The 19414-nt window shown below is 31.1% G+C and carries 18 protein-coding genes; 15 read left to right on the plus strand and 3 right to left on the minus strand.

The annotated features are described in order from the left end of the window. Positions 1 to 747 carry a hypothetical protein gene (locus VLB80_01245; protein ID HSC24826.1) on the plus strand — a complete coding sequence of 249 codons (747 nt, stop codon included), beginning with the start codon at positions 1 to 3 and terminating at the stop codon, positions 745 to 747. A gap of 39 nt (positions 748 to 786) precedes the next feature. After that, positions 787 to 1656 carry a methyltransferase gene (locus VLB80_01250; protein HSC24827.1) on the plus strand — a complete coding sequence of 290 codons (870 nt, stop codon included), beginning with the start codon at positions 787 to 789 and terminating at the stop codon, positions 1654 to 1656. An 80-nt stretch (positions 1657 to 1736) separates the two neighbouring features. Here VLB80_01250 and VLB80_01255 read toward each other — a convergent pair whose 3' ends face one another. Both VLB80_01255 and VLB80_01260 read right to left on the minus strand, forming a co-directional pair. Further along, positions 1737 to 3395, minus strand: coding sequence for a hypothetical protein (locus VLB80_01255; GenBank protein HSC24828.1), 1659 nt, complete (start codon positions 3393 to 3395; stop codon positions 1737 to 1739). A gap of 13 nt (positions 3396 to 3408) precedes the next feature. Next, entirely contained in the window at positions 3409 to 4863 is a 1455-nt protein-coding gene (locus VLB80_01260) for an FAD-binding oxidoreductase (protein HSC24829.1), read from the minus strand. A 202-nt stretch (positions 4864 to 5065) separates the two neighbouring features. Here VLB80_01260 and VLB80_01265 point away from each other — a divergent pair, with 202 nt between their 5' ends. Together VLB80_01265 and VLB80_01270 are read left to right on the plus strand one after the other, a co-directional pair. Then, entirely contained in the window at positions 5066 to 6235 is a 1170-nt protein-coding gene (locus VLB80_01265) for a hypothetical protein (protein HSC24830.1), read from the plus strand. Further along, positions 6235 to 7368: a hypothetical protein gene (locus VLB80_01270; GenBank protein ID HSC24831.1), complete on the plus strand. Its 1134-nt coding sequence runs from the start codon at positions 6235 to 6237 to the stop codon at positions 7366 to 7368. The genes VLB80_01265 and VLB80_01270 overlap by 1 nt, the downstream gene beginning before the upstream one ends. Before the next feature lie 22 nt (positions 7369 to 7390). On the opposite strand, the gene dnaK is transcribed toward VLB80_01270, so the two are convergent. Next, positions 7391 to 9271, minus strand: coding sequence for a molecular chaperone DnaK (gene dnaK, locus VLB80_01275; protein ID HSC24832.1), 1881 nt, complete (start codon positions 9269 to 9271; stop codon positions 7391 to 7393). Between the two features lie 1286 nt (positions 9272 to 10557). Between dnaK and VLB80_01280 the strand changes: the two genes are divergently transcribed. From VLB80_01280 to VLB80_01330, 11 genes are all read left to right on the plus strand, one after another. Then, positions 10558 to 11553 (plus strand): hypothetical protein, encoded by a 996-nt coding sequence (locus tag VLB80_01280; protein HSC24833.1) that lies wholly within the window; start codon positions 10558 to 10560, stop codon positions 11551 to 11553. A 604-nt stretch (positions 11554 to 12157) separates the two neighbouring features. Further along, positions 12158 to 12682 carry a CarD family transcriptional regulator gene (locus tag VLB80_01285; protein HSC24834.1) on the plus strand — a complete coding sequence of 175 codons (525 nt, stop codon included), beginning with the start codon at positions 12158 to 12160 and terminating at the stop codon, positions 12680 to 12682. Between the two features lie 28 nt (positions 12683 to 12710). Then, positions 12711 to 13730 (plus strand): tRNA (adenosine(37)-N6)-dimethylallyltransferase MiaA, encoded by a 1020-nt coding sequence (miaA, locus tag VLB80_01290; GenBank protein ID HSC24835.1) that lies wholly within the window; start codon positions 12711 to 12713, stop codon positions 13728 to 13730. Next, positions 13723 to 14367 (plus strand): SPOR domain-containing protein, encoded by a 645-nt coding sequence (locus VLB80_01295; protein HSC24836.1) that lies wholly within the window; start codon positions 13723 to 13725, stop codon positions 14365 to 14367. Before miaA ends, VLB80_01295 begins: the two co-directional genes overlap by 8 nt. A gap of 40 nt (positions 14368 to 14407) precedes the next feature. Beyond that, entirely contained in the window at positions 14408 to 16333 is a 1926-nt protein-coding gene (locus VLB80_01300; GenBank protein HSC24837.1) for a SurA N-terminal domain-containing protein, read from the plus strand. After that, positions 16330 to 17442 carry a recombinase RecA gene (recA, locus tag VLB80_01305; GenBank protein HSC24838.1) on the plus strand — a complete coding sequence of 371 codons (1113 nt, stop codon included), beginning with the start codon at positions 16330 to 16332 and terminating at the stop codon, positions 17440 to 17442. The genes VLB80_01300 and recA overlap by 4 nt, the downstream gene beginning before the upstream one ends. A 39-nt stretch (positions 17443 to 17481) precedes the next feature. Next, on the plus strand, positions 17482 to 18024 hold the full coding sequence (gene infC / locus VLB80_01310) for a translation initiation factor IF-3 (protein ID HSC24839.1): 543 nt from the start codon (positions 17482 to 17484) through the stop codon (positions 18022 to 18024). Positions 18025 to 18044: 20 nt separating this feature from the next. Beyond that, the gene (gene rpmI / locus VLB80_01315; GenBank protein ID HSC24840.1) at positions 18045 to 18260 is read left to right on the plus strand and encodes a 50S ribosomal protein L35; all 216 of its coding nucleotides are present in this window, start codon (positions 18045 to 18047) and stop codon (positions 18258 to 18260) included. 41 nt (positions 18261 to 18301) lie between these two features. Next, complete coding sequence (gene rplT / locus VLB80_01320; GenBank protein ID HSC24841.1) at positions 18302 to 18649, plus strand: 50S ribosomal protein L20; 348 nt, start codon at positions 18302 to 18304, stop codon at positions 18647 to 18649. Between the two features lie 70 nt (positions 18650 to 18719). After that, positions 18720 to 19037, plus strand: a complete 318-nt coding sequence (locus VLB80_01325) for a hypothetical protein (GenBank protein ID HSC24842.1) — start codon at positions 18720 to 18722, stop codon at positions 19035 to 19037. Then, entirely contained in the window at positions 19034 to 19324 is a 291-nt protein-coding gene (locus VLB80_01330) for a cell division protein ZapA (protein HSC24843.1), read from the plus strand. The genes VLB80_01325 and VLB80_01330 overlap by 4 nt, the downstream gene beginning before the upstream one ends. Positions 19325 to 19414: the final 90 nt, after the last annotated feature.

The raw sequence follows: 19414 nt of genomic DNA on the forward strand, positions 1-19414 counted from the left end.
ATGAATAAATATCACATACAATTTGTATTGTTTGTTTGGTTTATCTCATATTATGGTATTTACGGAATGGAAAAGAATATAACGCCTGTTCGAAATGCATTAGCTGTGAATGTGTTACAACAACTATTATTTGATAAAAATAATAAAATTTTAAATATTGGTGGTTATTGTAGGGAAATAATTAAAGCGCAAGTTGCGGATGAGAACATATGTTGTATAGATATAGATAGATTTTATTCTTTTCATGGAGCAGCGTTGGATTGGAATAAAGTAACATCTTTTTTTTGTTGGGATATAGTTAAACAACCATTAAAGACATTTGAGATTAGTGCTAAGTTTCTCTGTAGTAAAGGTCAATTTTGCGCATTAATTCCACATTATACATCGCCTTATTTAAAAGTTCATTATGAAGTGCTTATGAGAGATATTTGGAAAAAGTATTGTAAAAATGATACGGTAGCAATGCTTTATGGTAGTAAAAAAATGAAGCAATTTCTTGTGATGTCTGGCCTAGGTACGAATGCTACATGTACCATAATTAGAGATCCATTTATATTTGAGACAGAAGAAAAATTTAGGCAGTGGATAGTTTCTTCTCCAGAACAACTACATGATATTCCTACAGGGTTGCATGAAGTATTTATTAAAGATATTATTGATGTGTATTTGCGTTATTATCCATTGAGGGAAGATGGCTCGGTGGAATTGTATTTTACGTATATGATTGTGAGTGGTTATAAGGATTGAAGAAATTATTTATTGAGTCTATAAATAAAAGAGGTTTTGATGAATAGATACTTTGTATTCATGATTTTTTTTGTAGCAGTGTCTGGTGTTCGTGGTATAGAAATAAGTCATGAATGGGATGCTCAGAGATATCAAGAAAATTCTTCATTTCAGTATGAATTGGCAATGAGTGTTTTATCAGAGATTTTCTTTGCCGGAAACGAATTGGTGCTTGATATTGGATGCAGAGATGGCAGAATAACAGAAAAAATTGCTGGTAAACTTTTGGATGGTGGATTTGTAGAGGGTATTGATGTTTCATTAGAAATGATTCGCTATGCTTGTGATAATCATCAACGAACTAATCTATCTTTTTCGGTGAAAGATATATCAGAGGGTACCTCTTTCGATAGCTTGCTTAATGAATTTAAATTACTTGGAAAATATGATATTGCGTTAGCATTTTTATCTTTATCATGGATAAAAAATCAATCGCGAGCATTAAAAAATATTGCTACATTATTGAAGCCTGGTGGAGGAAGATTTGTTGCTATTGTTTCAAATGAGAATGATGCTGAATTACGAGCTCGGTACAAAATGTTCACTCATGAAAAGTGGTGTAAGTTTTTTGTAGATTATGAAGTGCCTTATTATCCATGTAATGAAGTTGCATTAATAGAGTTATTACGAGATGCAGGATTTAGCAATAGTACGGTGAAGATAATTGAAAGGCCTTCTATTTTAGTTACAAAAGAAGAATTTATCGGTTTAATGAGTGCTATTCCAGCACAAAAAGATAGAATTCCACAAGCGCTACAGCAAGAATTTTTTAATGATATTGTGACTGAATATCTGAAAGAAGTTCCACAAAAAGAAAATGGATTAATAGAGTTAATCTTTAGTGAAATATTAGTGATTGCGCATATTTGATAGATATGGAATTTATTATTAATAAACCCCCGAATATATATTCGGGGGTTTATTAATAATAAATTTGTTTGTGCTAATTTTTATTTTCTATCTATTACCCAATTGAGTGTATCTATGATAGCTTGTTTACTTGTTATCATATTAAACATTGTTTGGTCCATTACTTGTGAGGAATGTTCTGGCGTATAGTGAAAATGCTTAGTTGCACAAAATCCATGATCAGTTTCATGATTAAGATCAAATCCGGAGAGTTGATAATTTTTAAATTCTGAGTTAGTTTTATTTTTTTCCCATAATTCTTTATCGCTGATACGTGGCATATAAATAACAACGGGAGCGTTTGTATTCTTTTCATCTTTAAAAATACTTATTGTTTTTTTATCTATGTCAGTTAAATCAATTTCAGGGAAATGAAGGTTGTGTTTTTTTGCGTCCATAGCAACTTTATGCAACTCTCCTCCTATGTGTCCTGCTGATGCATCTAAAAAGAATAATATTTCTGGAGCTCGTTCTTTACATATGCCACTGACTGGTAAATAGGGTAAATTACATGTCAGTCCGGCATCGACTAATTTAAGATGTTTTTTCTTTGATAATCCTGTGTTGTCGAGATTTTCCATTTTATACATATAATTTGATACTTTTGCACAAAAATGTAGTGGTCTGTGAGTTGCTATTGGATGAGTAATTGTTTTTATGTCTTCTTGCAGAGGTTTATTTTTTATGACTGACTTTACTATTGTTTCTATGTTTGCAGCAAAAGCTGATCCGCAAGTTCCTAATATGTAGCCAAGTGGTTTTTCTGGAGCATCATTAGTTGATTGTCCTTTTTTGAATGTTCTTCCAAATGCCCATGTTGGTATATGTATATTATGAGTAAAATTCCGAACTGTGTGGGGGGTAAATTCATACCATGTTGGATCGGTTTGATGTTCTCTGCCATCCGTTACTGTATATATTGGATAAGGATATGAACCGTTTTCGATTATTGTAGCTTGATCTGATAAATACGTATTTTGTCGTAAGTCTCCTAATGCTTCAAGGAGTCTATTGGCAAGTAAATCTCCATAGGGATCTACTAAGGTGCGAGGTTGTTCGTATATTTTTTTTACTGCAATTATATGAGCTATGAGTAATTTTTCTTCTTTGGTAAGATCAAAAAATGATTTAGCGGCACATTTTTGTAAGTAATCTTTAAATTCTAGAATTGGCTTTTTAGTGCTTATCCATGGTGCAACAGCCCATGTGGAGCCAGACAGTGCTGTTATATAGGTAATAGCGTCAAGAAGACCTAGTTCTTGTGCAGCGCATAATGACCCTGTTGTACACAGCATTGCGCGGTATCCACCACCGCTAGTGATAAAAGCAATTTTTGGAACGTGCTCATTTTTTAGTGGTCTTTGGAGCATTTTTTCAAGAGCTGCTTTGACTATTGGTAATCGCTCTTTAAGGTATTGCTGTTCTTCATGGCTAATGCTTGTGCTATGTAATATGTTAGTTTCTTTTAATCTGTGCGGATTATTTGTTATTGTAGATTCTTCGTGATTGCTTATGTGTTTTACAAGTTTTGGTGTTAATGTTTCTGCAAGTGTTTCAAGTTCTTGATGTAGCGTATGTAGATTTTCATGCATAATATCATCTATTGTATGGATAATGGTGTCCATGCTATGTGTTGGTGATGTAAGCGTACAACAAGAATATGCAATAATTATTGTTATATAAAATCGAAAGTTTTTCATTATTGTCCTCTTTTTAAGAAAATTGAGCATACTTTTTCCATAACATATTGCGAAATTTATTAGTAGGATCATAGATTTTTTTTATTTCTAGAAGTTTTTTAAATTGTGGATACGCTTGGTTAAATTGTTTTGGGGTTGCACACATAATGTAAGGTAAATAATATGAGCCATTATAACCAAGCGCGGCGTCAATTATTTTTTGTGTCCATATACAAGATCGATTAATATATTTTTGTGTATTGATCATATTGAGATACAGTACAAAGGAAAAGGATTCCTTTTGGGCATAGGACATAATTGATGTTTGATCAGGTTTAACGTATCGAATAGATATATTGAGCACATTTACCCAATTTTTTTTGATAATTGAGCATAATTTTTGTGTGAATGCATCAGCGTGTTCTATAGGTACAAAATATTCTTGAAGAGTCATAGTAGTTGGTAAATGATAATTTAGAGCCAGTTGGTTAAGCGAATAACTCATTTCATTATTTCGCCATACAATTAATGGTTTTTTTATTTTTAATTCTTCAAATAGTGGGCGAAGTAATTTTGCAAATGGAATTCGTTTAATAAAAAGTTCTAAGGTTTTGTCTATGAGATAGAATGGAGTATTTTGGGGGCGAAGGCGTATTTGATCGGTTACAGTTTTGTTTGTTGCGTGCCATGTTGTAATAAGACATTTGTTATATCTCTTGGGAAATATATCGGCATTGTAAAAAACAATCGATTCATCTGGTGCAATGTTACTTTGAAATGCTTTGGTATGTTTTTTTAAATGACATATTTTTGCTTGGCGTTCTAAGGGTATATTATCTGTTAGTTTTAATGTTGCTTGTGTAATAATACCTAGTAATCCATAGCCTCCAATAGCCGCGCAAAATAAGTCTTTATTATTTGTCCTGTCTGCAACAACAAGAGATCCATCAGCAGTTATAATTTGTATTGATTGTACGGTATTAATTAACTGGCAATAGGTTGTGTCGCGACCATGAACATTAACGCTGAGCGATCCACCTATGCTAAAATTATTATAAGATTGCATTGCGGCAATTGATAGATTATAAGGATCTATATATTTTTGTATATCATACCACGTTGCTCCTGCTTGTATCGTAATAGTTTTTTGTTCATAATTAAATTCTATTATTTTGTTTAATTGTTTCATGTTAATGATAATGCCATCTGGGTATGCAACTTGTCCACCTTGACTATAGCATTCACCAGCAATAGAAATCGGTTCATGAGTTTTGCGTACAATGTTTTGTAATTCTTCTACTGAATATGGTGTTATAATTTTTTTAATTTGAATTGAAGTAATACCCAATTTATCGGTTATTAATTGTCTTAAAGAAAATGATCTATTTTTGGTTTTATTTTTTGCGTAGTAAATAGAAGAATTGATCGTTACCATGATAGTTAAAATGCAAAAGGTATAAGGAATATATTGTTTATTTTTTTTTTGCATAGTGTTTTTTCTTTATTATTATTCTGTTTTTTTAGAAATTGTAATACATTGGTGAGTAATAAGAAAAGAGTTTATAGTAGGTGACCGGTCTCATATATAAAATAAATTATAGTATGTTTCAAATGGTTTTTATATTTGGTTATATATATACTAATGCTATTTATATTGTTATACAATTATGATTTTTAGGTGTGTATTTTTTATGTTTTTTTTCAAAGCATTTTTTTTATTGTTGTTTTTTGTTGATGTATGTTGTTCTGAAATTAGTTTTTTTTCTATGCTGTCTGATATAAAAGGAAATATTTATGATTGCCTGATTAATCAATCTGAAGATAACGTTATAAAAAAGAAAAAAAATTTTATTACAAAATCGGATTTTCGGGGAGAAGATATTTCCCATATTATAAAATTGCAATTGGTTAGTAAAGATTTTAAAGTAGATGTACAAAGATATTTATCAACTAAAAAGACTCTCGATATTTTGTGGGCTAATTATGAATTTTTCTTTTTAAAATTTAATGATTTTGATTTGGTGGAACATGATTGTTTGCGTGCTGTTGACTATGAACAACTATGTTTAGCGTATGGTACAATTAGTGGAATAGATAAAATAGTTCAACAAAATAGCGTTAATACAGTTAATATGAATGATCCATTACTTGTTATGATTGGTGGCCAGGGTGCATTTTCTAGGATTTTGATTGATGAAAATACAAAAATGCCTTTTGCTGCATTACGAGTTGAAGAATTGAAAAATATTCCAGAAGGAGATAATATATTTTTTTATTGTACAGTTGGTTCTGCTACATCTCTTTGTTTTATAAGAGAATTTTATTGCAGTAAAAAATGCGGGACAGTATTTGATAATAAGGTAAGGAATAAGTTTGGTGCTTATTGTAATCCTATAGGTTCTGTTAGAAATTATCCCAATATGCCGTTAGATAGAATTGCAGTAGTGCAAAATTCTTTTGTAGATTGTGGTAAGGATAAGTATACGCAACAATGCTTTTATGTTAAAGACGGCGTTAATGGTCAAATGTATACTGTTTTTGCATGGCTTTATGATACGAGACCCTCTACTACTTGTATAGTACATAACTCATACGACGCAGAAGCTGTTTTTTATAATGAAGTAAACTGTAAAAAAATTTATGAAGATTATAAGAATAAGTCCAATAATAATGAAGTAAATTGTGAAGAAATTCATAAAGATGACAAGGAAAAGTCAGATAATGAAGTAAATTGTGAAGAAATTCATAAAGATGATAAGAAAAAGTTTAATAAATTTATCAATAGAATCATTTATATGATTGCGTTTATGGGTGGCGTTTTTTGTTGTTTTTACTATATCAATAATGTGTGGTGTGTTTGATGAAAAGATTTTTTTTGCGTTATATTTTTGTTTTGTTTGTATTGATAGGTAGTAATAATTGTTATTTAGCAGAGTTAAAAGATAGTTCTTTTTCAGAACTTAATTTTGACATAAGAAAGTTAATTTATGATGAGATAAGAAAGAAGACGGGTCAATATAACGGATTACAAGAAATCTATAGGTTAAAATCGATTAGTAAATGGTATTTAAAGGATATAGATAATTATTTAAATAAGGAATTATCTATGGAAATATTATGGGATCCTGTAATATATATATTTGAATATATACCATGGAAAGGTCCCCTTAATTATGCTACTGGGCATAATGCTTATATTAAGCCAAAGCTTCCATTGCCATATACATCTATAACTTTACCTTTTTATGCTATTAATAATACTTTGAAATATCCTATTGATTTGCAACAAGAAAAAATACAGTCTGTTGTAATAAGTGGAGGGGGAGCTTTTCCAAGAATTATGATCGATGAAGCAACAGAAAGACCATTTGGAGCAATTGATTTATCGGAATTAAATAAAATAAAAAGTGGAGATACTATTTTTGTTTACCTTGAAAAAAGAAGTGAAAAAAATGATTGTAAGCTTTATCATATAATAAATTTTAGTATAGATACTGAGAATAGAGTAGGGGGTCGATTTTTTACTTATGCAAATAATATAGGAAAATTTTCTCATAATTTGTATGATGGGATAATTTTTTTTAATCAATATAAAGAAAAGAATAGGGAGAGTGAATCGTATACAGATCAATTTGTCGAAATTTACGCCACTGGATATCGTTATCTTTGTACAATTCCTAAAAAATATAAAACATTGCCTTCTGCAGGGATGATAAGTTTTTATAAAAGTAATATTAAAAGAGATTATAAACAATTTTTTTTAATATTATTAGATGAATCAATTGACAATAATGATGGTAAAAATCTTCGATTAGTTAAATTGAATTATAAGCTTAAAGGTATGGTAGATATTTTTTATAAAGGTTTATGTATATTATTCATAGAGAATATATATATAAATAGATATTTTATAGGGCTAATAGGTAGCGTTTTTGGCTTGTTTGTGTTTGGATTAATTGGGTTGTATTTGGTGGTCCCTTGGCCTTTTTTATAAGCCAAGGGAATGTAGTATTTTATTATTCTTGAATTTCAGCGTCTATTGGTTCGTCTTGTTGTGGAGCATTTTCTTTTGCAGCAGAAGCGTCACCTGTTGGTTGTTGTTTATAAAGAGTTTCAGCAATTTTGTATGAAGCTTGTGTTAATTCATCATGAGCTCTTTGAAGTCCAGCAGGATGATCTGCATGTTCGACAAGGGCTGCTTTTGCTTTTTCAATAGCTTGTTCTGTTGCAGTTACTTCTTCTTGAGAAAGTTTTTCTTTGTTTTCTCTGATAGTTTTTTCAACGCCTAAAATCGTGTTGTCAAGCTGATTACGCTTTTCAATTGCTTCACGTGCTTTTTTATCTTCATCTTCGTGAAGCTGAGCATCTTGTACCATGCGTTCAATTTCTTCTTTAGATAATCCACTGCTGTTGGTAATGGATATTTTTTGTTCTTTACCGGTTGCTTTATCTTTAGCAGAAACACTCACGATACCATTAGCATCAATGTCAAACGTTACTTCGATTTGAGGTGTACCACGTGGAGCTGCTGGAATACCTTCGAGCATAAATTGGCCAAGTACTTTGTTGTCTTTTGCAAATTCACGTTCACCTTGTACTACACGGATATCTACTGCTGTTTGTCCGTCTTCTGCTGTTGAAAAAACCTGAGATTTACGGGTAGGGATTGTTGTGTTTCTTGTTATTAATTTAGTTGCAATTCCGCCCAATGTTTCAATACCAAGAGAAAGAGGTGTTACATCAAGAAGTAAAACATCAGTTACGTCACCAGCTAGAATACCACCTTGTAATGCTGCACCAAGAGCTACAACTTCATCAGGGTTAACTGATTTATTTGGCTCTCTGTTAAATGTTTCTTTAACAATTTGCTGTACTTTAGGGATACGTGTTGAACCACCAACAAGAATAACTTCATTGATGTCTTTGGTTGTTAATTTAGCATCAGATAATGCTTGTGTGCATGGTTTAATTAAACGAGCAAAGATATCCGCGCAAAGATCTTCAAGTTTAGCGCGTGATATTTTTATGTTAAAATGTTTAGGTCCAGAAGCATCCGCTGTTAGGTAAGGTAAGTTAATTTCTGTTTCTAACATTGATGATAGTTCGATTTTTGCTTTTTCTGCAGCTTCTTTAAGACGTTGTAGTGCCATCTTATCAGCGCTAAGATCAATACCTTGTTCTTTTTTGAATTCTTCAGTTAAAAAATTGATTAGTTTATGGTCAACATCATCACCACCAAGCATGGTGTCGCCGTTTGTTGATTTAACTTCGATAACACCATTACATATTTCTAAAATTGAAACGTCAAATGTACCGCCACCAAAATCGAATACTGCTATTGTTGAATTACCTTTTTTGTCGGCACCATATGCTAATGCAGCTGCTGTTGGTTCATTGATAATACGTTTAACTTCAAGTCCTGCGATTTTACCAGCATCTTTTGTTGCTTGACGTTGGGCGTCGTTAAAGTAAGCTGGAACAGTTATAACTGCTTCAGTTACTTTTTGTCCAAGATAGTCCTCTGCTGTTTGTTTTAAATAGCTTAATATTGCAGCGGAAATTTCTTGTGGTGTAAAATTTTTACCTTGAGCTTCAATAACTACTTCATCATTGCTGCCGCGTGAAATTTTATAAGATATGTTTTTAGCTTGTTTTGCGGCTATATCATATTTAACGCCAATAAATCGCTTTACTGATGCGAGTGTATTGGTTGGATTTGTTACCGCTTGGCGTTTTGCTAAAACACCTACAAGTCGACTTCCATCTTTTGTATATGCAACGATAGAAGGGGTTGTGTTTGCGCCTTCTTTGTTCGGTATTACTTTTGGCTGACCGCCTTCCATAAATGCCACAACTGAGTTAGTTGTACCTAAATCGATACCAATTATTTTTGCCATTCTGATCCTTTGTATTGTGTTTTTATATTACATTTGGTCTACTTATTTATGACATTTTTTAGGAGAATCTCTAAGATTACACTCATATTGTCATATAATAGTACCTGTTTACAGCTCTTTTTATAGAATAACAAAAAAATATGGTCTGTCAATTGCAAACTCAAAAAATATTAGTGTAACACGCTAAGACTTGTATTTGAGTTTTTTGTAAATTTAATTGAAATTGATATGTTTTACCATTTTATCCGATTATGTCGGATAACGCGTTATTGGTAAGAAAGGATAGAGAACCAGGAGTAAACAGCGGCGAGACAACGATTGGAGCGAGAACTCCGTCCTTCTGTCACCCCACCGAATCCACGAAGAAGATTACGAAGGTGGGGTGACAGAAGACTCCGTTAAAAGGAGGCAAAGAGATATAGGGATATAAAGGAAACTAGGGGTATAAAGGAAACTAGGGATATAAAGGAAACTAGGGATATAAAGGAAACTAGGAGACAATGAGACAAAGATATATAGATATAATTAAGGAGAAAAAGAAATATAGGGATAATAGGGATAAGGAATATAGGATCAAGGAGAAAGGGGTATAGGATCAAGGAGAAAGAGAAATATAGGATAAGAAATATAGAATAAAGAGATATAGGGATATAAAAGTAACAAAGTAACAAAGGAATTAGGATAAAGAGATAAAAGAAATAATAGGATAAAGAATAAAAAAATAAAGCGTATACATACCTTACCTATACTATAGAACAAAGATACCATGGAAAGAATAAAAAATGGAAAGAATAAAAACAGAAAGAAAGGTAGAAAGAAAATAAGGGGATAAAGTAAGAATAATCGATGCCGTCCTGCGAAGTTTGTTGCTCAAAATGGAAGAATAAAAAAATTTCTGTCAGAAAAATTGCAACATTATTAAATTAATCAGTGCCAAAAGTACCAATCGCACGCAATTTAAATATCATCAGTTAATCGTACCAATATACGTTTTTTAAAAATAAAATAAAAAAATTATTTAAAAAGTTAACTCTCTTTTAAGTTTTTAAATTAAATTAATTTAATTCTTTTTAAAAATCACTGAGGTTCAACTTTTAAGATAAAAATCTCTTAAAGGGGAAGGTGTGGGTTGCTGTTTTTTGAGTAAGTTGTTTAACGTGCAAAATTCTTAATTCGATGTTCTTTTGAATTGTTAATAATTACTAAATTGCAAAGTATCTTTTTTTTAAGTATATTAAAAGAGTTTATATATATTTTTTAAAAATTTCAGTTTGCGAGGTGCTTGCATGAATAGTTTTGTGTTAAAAATAAAGATTCTTATGTGTCTTGTGACACTGTCATCGCATGTGTTTTCTATGGAAAATAACGATGGTGCGCTAGCTACACTTAATAATTTGCCAAATGAACGCAAAGAAACGATAGTTAATTTTCTTAATGATCCGATACCTTTTGCAATGACAAATAAAGATAATCATGAGGTTGTTAAAACTGTTGGTGAGCGCAATTTAGCAATTTTCTGTCAAGATAAAAATCCAGAATTTTGTTTAAAAAATTATGTTCCTATAGTAAAAGTGCATGGTTATCATGGATCATGCATATCAATTAATCCATATAAAAAGGAATGTTATACTTGGGGAAATAATGTTCATTATAATAATTATGATAAATGGGAAACTCTTGCTCAAAAGGGATTAGAGCAAGTAGGTAATTTGAAAAAACTATTCACTGTTGTTAATCATCCTTTAGCACTTAACTATTTTCTGGATGAAAATAAAAATAAATCTGTTTTGGTTAACGACGGTACCAATCCAGTTATTTTTGAATTAGTCCAGGTTTTATACGGGAGCTTTGAGGAAAAACAATTAAAACAATTATTAAATAATGCATTATTGATTGAGAAGGATCAGGGGGATAATGATTATAACTATGAGCATGATGTTAGACCAAAGTCTTCTAGGTTAGCGAATCAATATTTTATATTGCTTTCTGCTGCCAATGATGCCAAAAATAAAGATGCTTTTAAATATTTGGTTGAAAATGATCCTTTCGATATAAAAAATCATATTGCACGTTGTCCTGGTTCTAAGCAGCTAACAATTTTAGACAGAAGTTACAAATCTGCTTTTCCTGAATTAGGTGGAATTTCGTTAATGATAGAAAACGGATTTAAAACAAAAGAAAGTTTAAAAGAAGAAGAAGAAAAACATAAAAATAACTATCAAAAAGAATTAAGGGAAATGGAAGAAGAAAGTAAAAAAAGTAAGGGTTGTAGTCTTTTTTAAATCGTATGTATTAGTAGTGTAAAAAATAAGAATCATTATTTTGGCTTAAGATAATGATTCTTATTTTTTTAGGGTTGTAAATATATAACATGGGCTTAATTTTGTAATGCTATTTTTTGTTTAATTCAGGCAAAATCAGCTTTAATGTATAAGTAAATGATATCTTTTTAACGATTGGCTATTCATTTTTAGATTGTAGAGAAGGTTTAAAGGTTTATTTGTCTATAGTGTGCTATATGATGGTGTTCTCTATCAATATTCTTATTTATAGCTTATTATTTAATAATGCATATAAAAAAATAATAACTTTTAAAGATATTGTTTTTTAATCCAATTGAATTTTTAAAGCAAATATTCGGTAAATAAAAACAAAATTGGCTTATGTTTGTTAATTTTGTTTTCTTGAGTAATAATACAAAAACAGGAAAAACATTTTGTTATTGAACATTTTTATTAGCTTTAATTCCTCGCTAAAAATAATTGCTCATGATATTGCTATAGATTTATTGCTGTGCTTAAATATTAAATAAATTTATGCTACTATTATTATATGTGTAAATAATATTTCTTGTGAAAAGCTTACCTTTTTATGAAGGGATAGTTTATGTTTGTTCACAATGAAAAAGTTGTTTATCCAGGTCACGGAGTAGCTGTTATAAGCTGTATTATTGAAAAAAAAATAGCTGGTCGATCATTGCAGTTTTTCGAATTACGCTTTCTTAATAAGGATATGACTATTCTTGTTCCAACAGATAATGCGACAGCTGTAGGAATTAGGCCTCTTAGTTCTACCGAATATATACATGATATTTTTAAATTATTAGCACAACCAATAGTGTCAAAGCAATTTGATACGGTAGTAACTAACTGGAACAAACGTAATAAAGAATATCAAGGAAAATTGCGTAGCGGAAACCTTTTAGAGCTATGTGCTATTTATAGAGATCTTAGGCATATCGAAATTAATAAAGAGCTTTCTTTTGGTGAAAAAAATTTATTACAACAGACAGAAAACTTACTTATTGAAGAAATTTCGATTGTAACAAAAATAGATAGTGCTGAGGCAGCACAACAATTAAAAGAATTAGTTCTACCACAAAATAAAAAAAATCAAGCGCGAGCTGCGTAAAAATAGAGTTTTTTAACAATAAGCGTGCATGGGGGGTTACAAAAAAAAACTTTCATGTATGCTTATTGTTATGAAAAAACAAATAATTAGTAATCCATGTATGTTGATTCTTTACGGACCAACTGGTACTGGTAAAACTGATATGGCTCTTAAAATTGCTGAACATGTTCCTGCTGAAATAATTAATATGGATATGGGACAATTTTATACTTCTGTATCAATTGGAACAGCAAAGCCAGATTGGAAAAATAGTATAACGCCTCATCATCTCTTTGACATAATTGATCAACCTGTTAATTATACGGTGTCAGAGTATCGAATGTTATTATATAAAACAGTGCGTGATATAATTCAACGTAATAAGATACCAATTATTGTTGGAGGTAGCAGTTTCTATTTATATTCGTTGTTCTTTCCTCCGCAGGAAGTAATCCAGTGTGGCGACATATCACATCTCTATTCAAAAAATACTACTATGTGGGATGAGCTTTATATGATCGATCCCCATCGAGCATTAAGTATAGCTAAAACAGATATTTATCGCATTAATCGCGCATTAGCTATATGGCATGCAACTAAAAAACTACCCTCATCATATGCGCCTACATATAAGCCAGAAATGAATTTTTTTCTCTTATTTGTAACGAGAGATCGTCAGGATTTGATAAGTCGTATAGAAAACAGGGTTGTTGAAATGATACAGCATGGTTGGATTGATGAAGCAAAGGCATTAATTGATACACCATGGAAAAATTTTTTGCAACAGAAAAATATGATCGGTTATAATGAAATTTTTAATTACTTATCTCATGAAAAATCAATAATATCGCACTCTCTATTGATTAATCAAATAAATATAAAAACAAGACAATATGCAAAGCGCCAATGTACGTTTTGGGGCAAATTAGAACGTGAAATAAAAAGAGAAACAAAGTATACTAATTCTAATATTGACTGTATTGAGACAGTAAATTTGACAAATGTCGATATGGATTTATATATAAACGAGTTGTTACAACGATTTTCATTGGATAGAAATCATGAATAAGTGGAAAGATTCTCATGGGCAATCATTCTCTGAAGTTAAAAATTGTTTTTGTAAAGACAATCAAGGTCTCTATATAACTAATAGGCAACTGAGTTTTATTGTTGCAGGAATGATATTCATCGTTTTTTCTATTTTTATAACGGGATATTTTCTAGGTAAAAAAAGTGTTATTGAACAATATGGTCACGTGCTTCGTTCGGATGTTTCTGCAAATATAAACTGTGCAATAGATGATTTTGATACCCTACATAATGAAAATGAAAACAGGAATGCTTTATCTTTATTGCCTGAAAATATGACAACAGAAAAAATTATTAACGAAATCGCATTGCCGTTAACGCATAACAACAATACGCATCACGCTAATAATGTCGATCAAAACAATGCGCAACATTATTATGCACAGCTCATAGGATTTGGAACTGAAAAAGCTGCTCAGCTATTTGTAAAAAAGCTTGCAGCTAAGGGAATTGAAACGGAGCTAAAAAAACGCGTTAGTAAAACCGTAAAAGGCCGATCATCATATTGGTATCAAGTGGTAACAACTACCTATTCTGATAAAAATGAACTAGATCAACTGATTAATAGGATAGCGAAAGAAGAAAATATAAAAGATATATGCGTACGTAATTGTTAAGTAATGCAAAAGGTACAAAGAAAGGTTTAAGGTACATATTATGATTATCACTATTCGCAATCAATTTAAACAATCAACATTTCGATATATTGCTTTTCTTATTGTCATTATTATAGCCGCTAGTATGATCTCAATTCCTTCATTAATGCAGTACCATTCAACCGGAACAGAATGGGCATTAAAAGTTAATAACGAAAAAATACCTTATAAAGTATTTGCGCAAGAAGTTGCTGAACAGAATGAATTCCTTGCTCAAATTCGTGCTCAATATGGTCAATATGCAGACCTATTAATGCATTCACTGCATCTGCAAACTGATTCCAAATCATTAGCTTGCGAAATATTAATAAAAAAAGCATTAATGGATCAATCTATTGCTGCATTAGGGATTTATATTCATCCAAGTTTTATAACAAAAAGCATTAATAATGCTCAATTTGCCCGACAATATTTATCAAGTGTTTTACCTGCATTTCTTTTTGATTCTGCTGGAACATTAAAAATTGAAACACTTAAAATATTCTTACAGCATAAAGGTATTTCAATTCGTGATTTTGAAAGTAAAATTGAAAATAGTTTAGCTCAACTACAATATCTACAGTTTATAACATCTTCATGTTATATTCCTACTTTTGAGCTGAAACAAGAATTTATCAAACAAAATCTTAGTAAGAAATTTTCATATCTTACTTTCTCATTTGATTCATATTTTATAGCTGAAAAGAAAAATGCTATAAGCGATGAAAATGCACGTGAATTTTATACCAAGGAAAGCACACATCATCGTCGTTATTGGGATCCAGAAAAACGTAGTGGTTTGGTGTGGAGATTTGATCCAAAAAGTTATGGAATCACCATATCGCCAGAACAAATTAATGAATATTACAACAACAATAAAGTTAATAATTATGTACATGAGCCTGTTAAAATACAAGTTCAACAAATAACCGAAAAACAATTATCAAAATTTCCCGGTGTCTCTCTTGAAATGGTGCGCGATGATATAATAGAAAATCCATCATCACCATGGAAACATTCATGGACGTTGCTTGAACCATTTGCTCGTGGTGAAAAAAAAGGATCTTTTGAAGAAGAAGCATTTGCTCTAACAAATAATAATGAAATTTCATCGGTAATAGATACGAAAGATGGAAAAGTTATTATACAATTAGTTAGGCGTATTCCTCGCGTATATAAACCTATAGCTGAAGTGCACAATGAAATTAAAAATATATTGATAGAAAAGCAGTTCAAAAAAAGCTTTTCTAGTGATCTTAAAACACTTATAGCAAAAGGTGATACAAAAACGCTCGAGGCATTTATTGCGCAAAAAGGCACAAATAAAGAATTTGTTGATGGAATAATCAAAAATGATACACTTCTTTCACGAGAACTTTTTGATAGCAAACAAGATCAGTATGGATTTTTTATAGAAGATGGAATAGGTTACGCTACCTTGTTAACGCGTATTGTTGAACGTAACCTTCCAGATTTTAATTCGATTAAAGAAATTGTGATAAATGATGTGCACGAACAACGTGCACGTGAAGAAATGCTACAAGATATAAAACATGCAAAATTGGCAGCATTAAGTTCTTCATTTGATGTCATTGCTAAGGAACTTAATGTACCTTTGCGCTATACGGATATGATAGATCCTCATGATGATAAAAAGATGCAAGAACTAGAAAAAAAAGAACTTCCGTCAAAAAACATGCTTAAACTTGATAAAGTAGGATCAATAACTGTTCATAATGGCGAAAAAGTGAGTTTTTTGATTAAAGTCGATGCTATTCAAGAATTTATTCAAAGTGATTTTGATATGGCACAGAAAGCCATAAAAAGAACATTAACGCCGTATAGCATAAATAGTCATATAGAGAGCTTTGTTGCTTCTTTGCATAGAAATGCTACAATAGAAACTAATGAGTCAATACTTATAACAGATAAAGAATATTCAGAATGAAAATAAAATCACCGAGTGTTACGCAAGAAGAGCGCATAAAAGACAAAAATCAGACCGAGCTTTCTATGAAAAAGAAAATGCTTGAAGTAACTTTTTCACAAATTGACAAGCAATATGGCAGTGGCGCTGTTATGAAGCTTGGAGACTCTACTAATAACAATATCGAAGCTGTTTCAACGGGATCTATTCTCATTGATCGTGCGATTGGCATTGGTGGGTTACCAGTTGGCAGAATTATTGAAATATTTGGACCAGAAGCCTCCGGTAAAACAACTTTAGCTATGCATGTTATCGCTCAATCGCAAAAACGTGGTGGAATTTGTGCGTTTATTGATGCTGAGCATGCACTTGATGTTACGTACGCTAAAGGTTTGGGTATTAATGCTGAAGAATTAATCATTTCTCAGCCAGACTATGGTGAGCAAGCTCTTGATATCACTGAAATGCTTATCCGATCAGGTGCTATAGATGTCATTGTTATTGACTCTGTCGCAGCTTTGGTACCTAAGGCAGAATTAGAAGGGGATATGGGGGATTCTCATATGGGTTTACAAGCACGACTTATGTCACAAGCTTTACGTAAATTGACTCCTGTTATTCATAAATCAAAAACAGTCCTTATTTTTATTAATCAAATTCGACAAAATATCGGTGCAATGCCTTTTGCGAATAAAGAAACAACCACTGGCGGTAATGCATTAAAATTTTATGCATCAGTAAGACTTGATGTTCGCAAAATAGCTAGCCTTAAAAAAAATGATGTTACTATTGGAAATCGTGTTCGTGTTCGTGTTGTAAAAAATAAAGTAGCGCCTCCCTTTAAACAAGTTGAACTTGATTTATTGTTTAGCGAAGGCATTAGTAAAGAGCTTGATCTTCTTGATGCAGCTTTACATTTTAAAATAATTACTCAAGCGGGTTCATGGTTTGCATTTAATGATGTAAAAATAGCTCAAGGTCGTGATCAAGTTTTGCAACATTTAAAAATAACTCAGAATTTTAATGAGATTTATGTAAAAGTTATTGATGCAATAAAAATAGAAAAAAATGCTTTATTTTTATCTGAACCTGATGTGGAAACAAATGAAAATAGTGCAGAATGTGAATAAAAAAAAAGAAATAAATAATTGATTGAGAGAAAAAGGTATATGTTGAAGGAAAGAAAAGAGAACGTTCCATTGATTAATCAGCAAATTCGCGCTGAAAATGTTCAACTTATAACGCAAGACGGTGAAAATATTGGTATTATTGGTAGAAATCAAGCTTTACGTCAGGCAGAAGAAGCTGGGCTTGATTTAGTCTTGATAGCGGCAACAGGAAAAGACGGTATTCCTGTTGTGAAAATTATGGATTTTGGCAAAATTCTTTATGAAAAGAAAAAAAAGACTATTGAGGCGAAAAAACATCAAAAGGTGATTCAGATAAAAGAAATAAAAATGAATCCTAAAATTGGTGAACATGACTATCAAACAAAGATTAAACAAACAGTACAATTTTTAACTTCAGGCAAACGAGTAAAAATAACCCTTTCATTTAAAGGGCGAGAAATGGCAACTAAAGACATTCGAGGATCAGAACTTTTTGCTAAAATTCAAAAAAGTTTTGAAGAATATGAATGGGCACATAATCTTGTGCAAGAACAAGATTCAAAAATGGGTAAAATGTGGTCACGTATTTATTATTTAAAATAAATGTAATCTAGGAACAGAGAATGGCAAAAATAACTAAAATAAAAATGAAAACAAATTCTTCAGCAAAAAAGCGTTTTTCAAAAACGGGCGGTAAAATAGTTAAAATTAAACGTGGAAAAGCGTATAGGCGTCATTTGATGACACGAGCTAGTGCTAAAACAAATCGTCAATTGCGTCAAGCTACCTATTTCACTCCTGCTGATTTGCCGAGAATCAAACTTTTATTACCAAATTAAGAACAAACTATAATCAATAATTAATTATATAGGAATTAACAATGTCACGAGTTAAACGCGGTACGGTTACAAAAAAAAGACATAAACGTCTATTAAACAAAACTAAAGGTTTTTGGGGACAACGCAAAAATATCTTTAAAAGAGCTCATGAAACATTATTGCGCGCGTGGGCTTTTGCGTTTAAAAGTAGAAAATTATATAAACGTGATATGCGTTCCTTGTTTATTGCTCGCATCACCGCTTCTGTAAGGCAACATGAAACATCATATAGTAAATTCATACATGGTTTAAAGCTTGCAAACATTGATCTTAATAGAAAAATGTTAAGTCAGTTATCAATATTTGAACCAGCAGCATTTTTCCGACTTGTTGAGATAACTAAACAATAGTTTTTCTTGACTTTATTTTTTATAAATCATTAGACTAACTTTCAATAATGAAGATTAAAAAAGGAGACTTATGGAAGTAGCACTAATTCTTGAAGAAAGAATAAAAACTTTGATTGCAATAATGAAGGATATAAAAGGACAATATACTATTTTGCAATCAAAGTATGATTTATTAATAAGTGAAAATGTTCAGTTGAAAGCAGAAAATGATGAGCTTACTAGGGGTAATGCACAATTGAATTTTCAATTAAATACAATAGAGCAGTCAGTGCTTAAAGAAACGGATCATGTTCAGGAACTTACGGAAGAACGATCTATAACTCTTTTAGTTCTTGACGATTTGATAAAAAGTATTGATTCAATTGTTGAAAATGAAAATCAACTATGATAAATGATAAAAGAAGTTATAAAGTACAAATTTTCGAAGAATACTATATTCTTTCAAGTGATGAACCTGAAGCATTGGTAATAAAAGCTGCAACAATGATTGATGCATCTATGAAAGAGATAAGCAATCACTTTGCAATTACTGATGTAAAAAAGATAGCAATATTGTCAGCATTACGTTTTGCAAATAAATTATTGCGATATGAACATGAACATGATAGTAATGAACAGAAAATAGTAGCTCTAAAAAATTATATTGATCAAGAACTATCGTTATTAAATGTGTAATGGTACACATTTAATAACGAAATAATTTTTTTATTGTGTGTATTCCGTGAGTAATCGCTAATATCATCTGCGTATAGCACTTTTTTATTG

The sequence above is a fragment of the Candidatus Babeliales bacterium genome (assembly GCA_035455925.1).
In the GTDB taxonomy this organism is placed as follows: Bacteria; Babelota; Babeliae; order Babelales; family Vermiphilaceae; genus SOIL31.

Bases quoted from the DNA above. Each gene is read 5' to 3' on its own strand.
- rplT (HSC24841.1), top strand. From the start codon at position 18,302: ATGTCACGAGTTAAACGCGGTACGGTTACAAAAAAAAGACATAAACGT.
- VLB80_01330 (HSC24843.1), top strand. From the start codon at position 19,034: ATGATAAATGATAAAAGAAGTTATAAAGTACAAATTTTCGAAGAATAC.
- VLB80_01300 (HSC24837.1), top strand. From the start codon at position 14,408: ATGATTATCACTATTCGCAATCAATTTAAACAATCAACATTTCGATAT.
- VLB80_01260 (HSC24829.1), bottom strand. From the start codon at position 4,863: ATGCAAAAAAAAAATAAACAATATATTCCTTATACCTTTTGCATTTTA.
- VLB80_01280 (HSC24833.1), top strand. From the start codon at position 10,558: ATGAATAGTTTTGTGTTAAAAATAAAGATTCTTATGTGTCTTGTGACA.
- VLB80_01245 (HSC24826.1), top strand. From the start codon at position 1: ATGAATAAATATCACATACAATTTGTATTGTTTGTTTGGTTTATCTCA.
- infC (HSC24839.1), top strand. From the start codon at position 17,482: ATGTTGAAGGAAAGAAAAGAGAACGTTCCATTGATTAATCAGCAAATT.
- miaA (HSC24835.1), top strand. From the start codon at position 12,711: ATGGGGGGTTACAAAAAAAAACTTTCATGTATGCTTATTGTTATGAAA.
- VLB80_01255 (HSC24828.1), bottom strand. From the start codon at position 3,395: ATGAAAAACTTTCGATTTTATATAACAATAATTATTGCATATTCTTGT.
- VLB80_01265 (HSC24830.1), top strand. From the start codon at position 5,066: ATGTTTTTTTTCAAAGCATTTTTTTTATTGTTGTTTTTTGTTGATGTA.
- VLB80_01295 (HSC24836.1), top strand. From the start codon at position 13,723: ATGAATAAGTGGAAAGATTCTCATGGGCAATCATTCTCTGAAGTTAAA.
- dnaK (HSC24832.1), bottom strand. From the start codon at position 9,271: ATGGCAAAAATAATTGGTATCGATTTAGGTACAACTAACTCAGTTGTG.
- VLB80_01270 (HSC24831.1), top strand. From the start codon at position 6,235: ATGAAAAGATTTTTTTTGCGTTATATTTTTGTTTTGTTTGTATTGATA.
- rpmI (HSC24840.1), top strand. From the start codon at position 18,045: ATGGCAAAAATAACTAAAATAAAAATGAAAACAAATTCTTCAGCAAAA.
- VLB80_01250 (HSC24827.1), top strand. From the start codon at position 787: ATGAATAGATACTTTGTATTCATGATTTTTTTTGTAGCAGTGTCTGGT.
- VLB80_01285 (HSC24834.1), top strand. From the start codon at position 12,158: ATGTTTGTTCACAATGAAAAAGTTGTTTATCCAGGTCACGGAGTAGCT.
- VLB80_01325 (HSC24842.1), top strand. From the start codon at position 18,720: ATGGAAGTAGCACTAATTCTTGAAGAAAGAATAAAAACTTTGATTGCA.
- recA (HSC24838.1), top strand. From the start codon at position 16,330: ATGAAAATAAAATCACCGAGTGTTACGCAAGAAGAGCGCATAAAAGAC.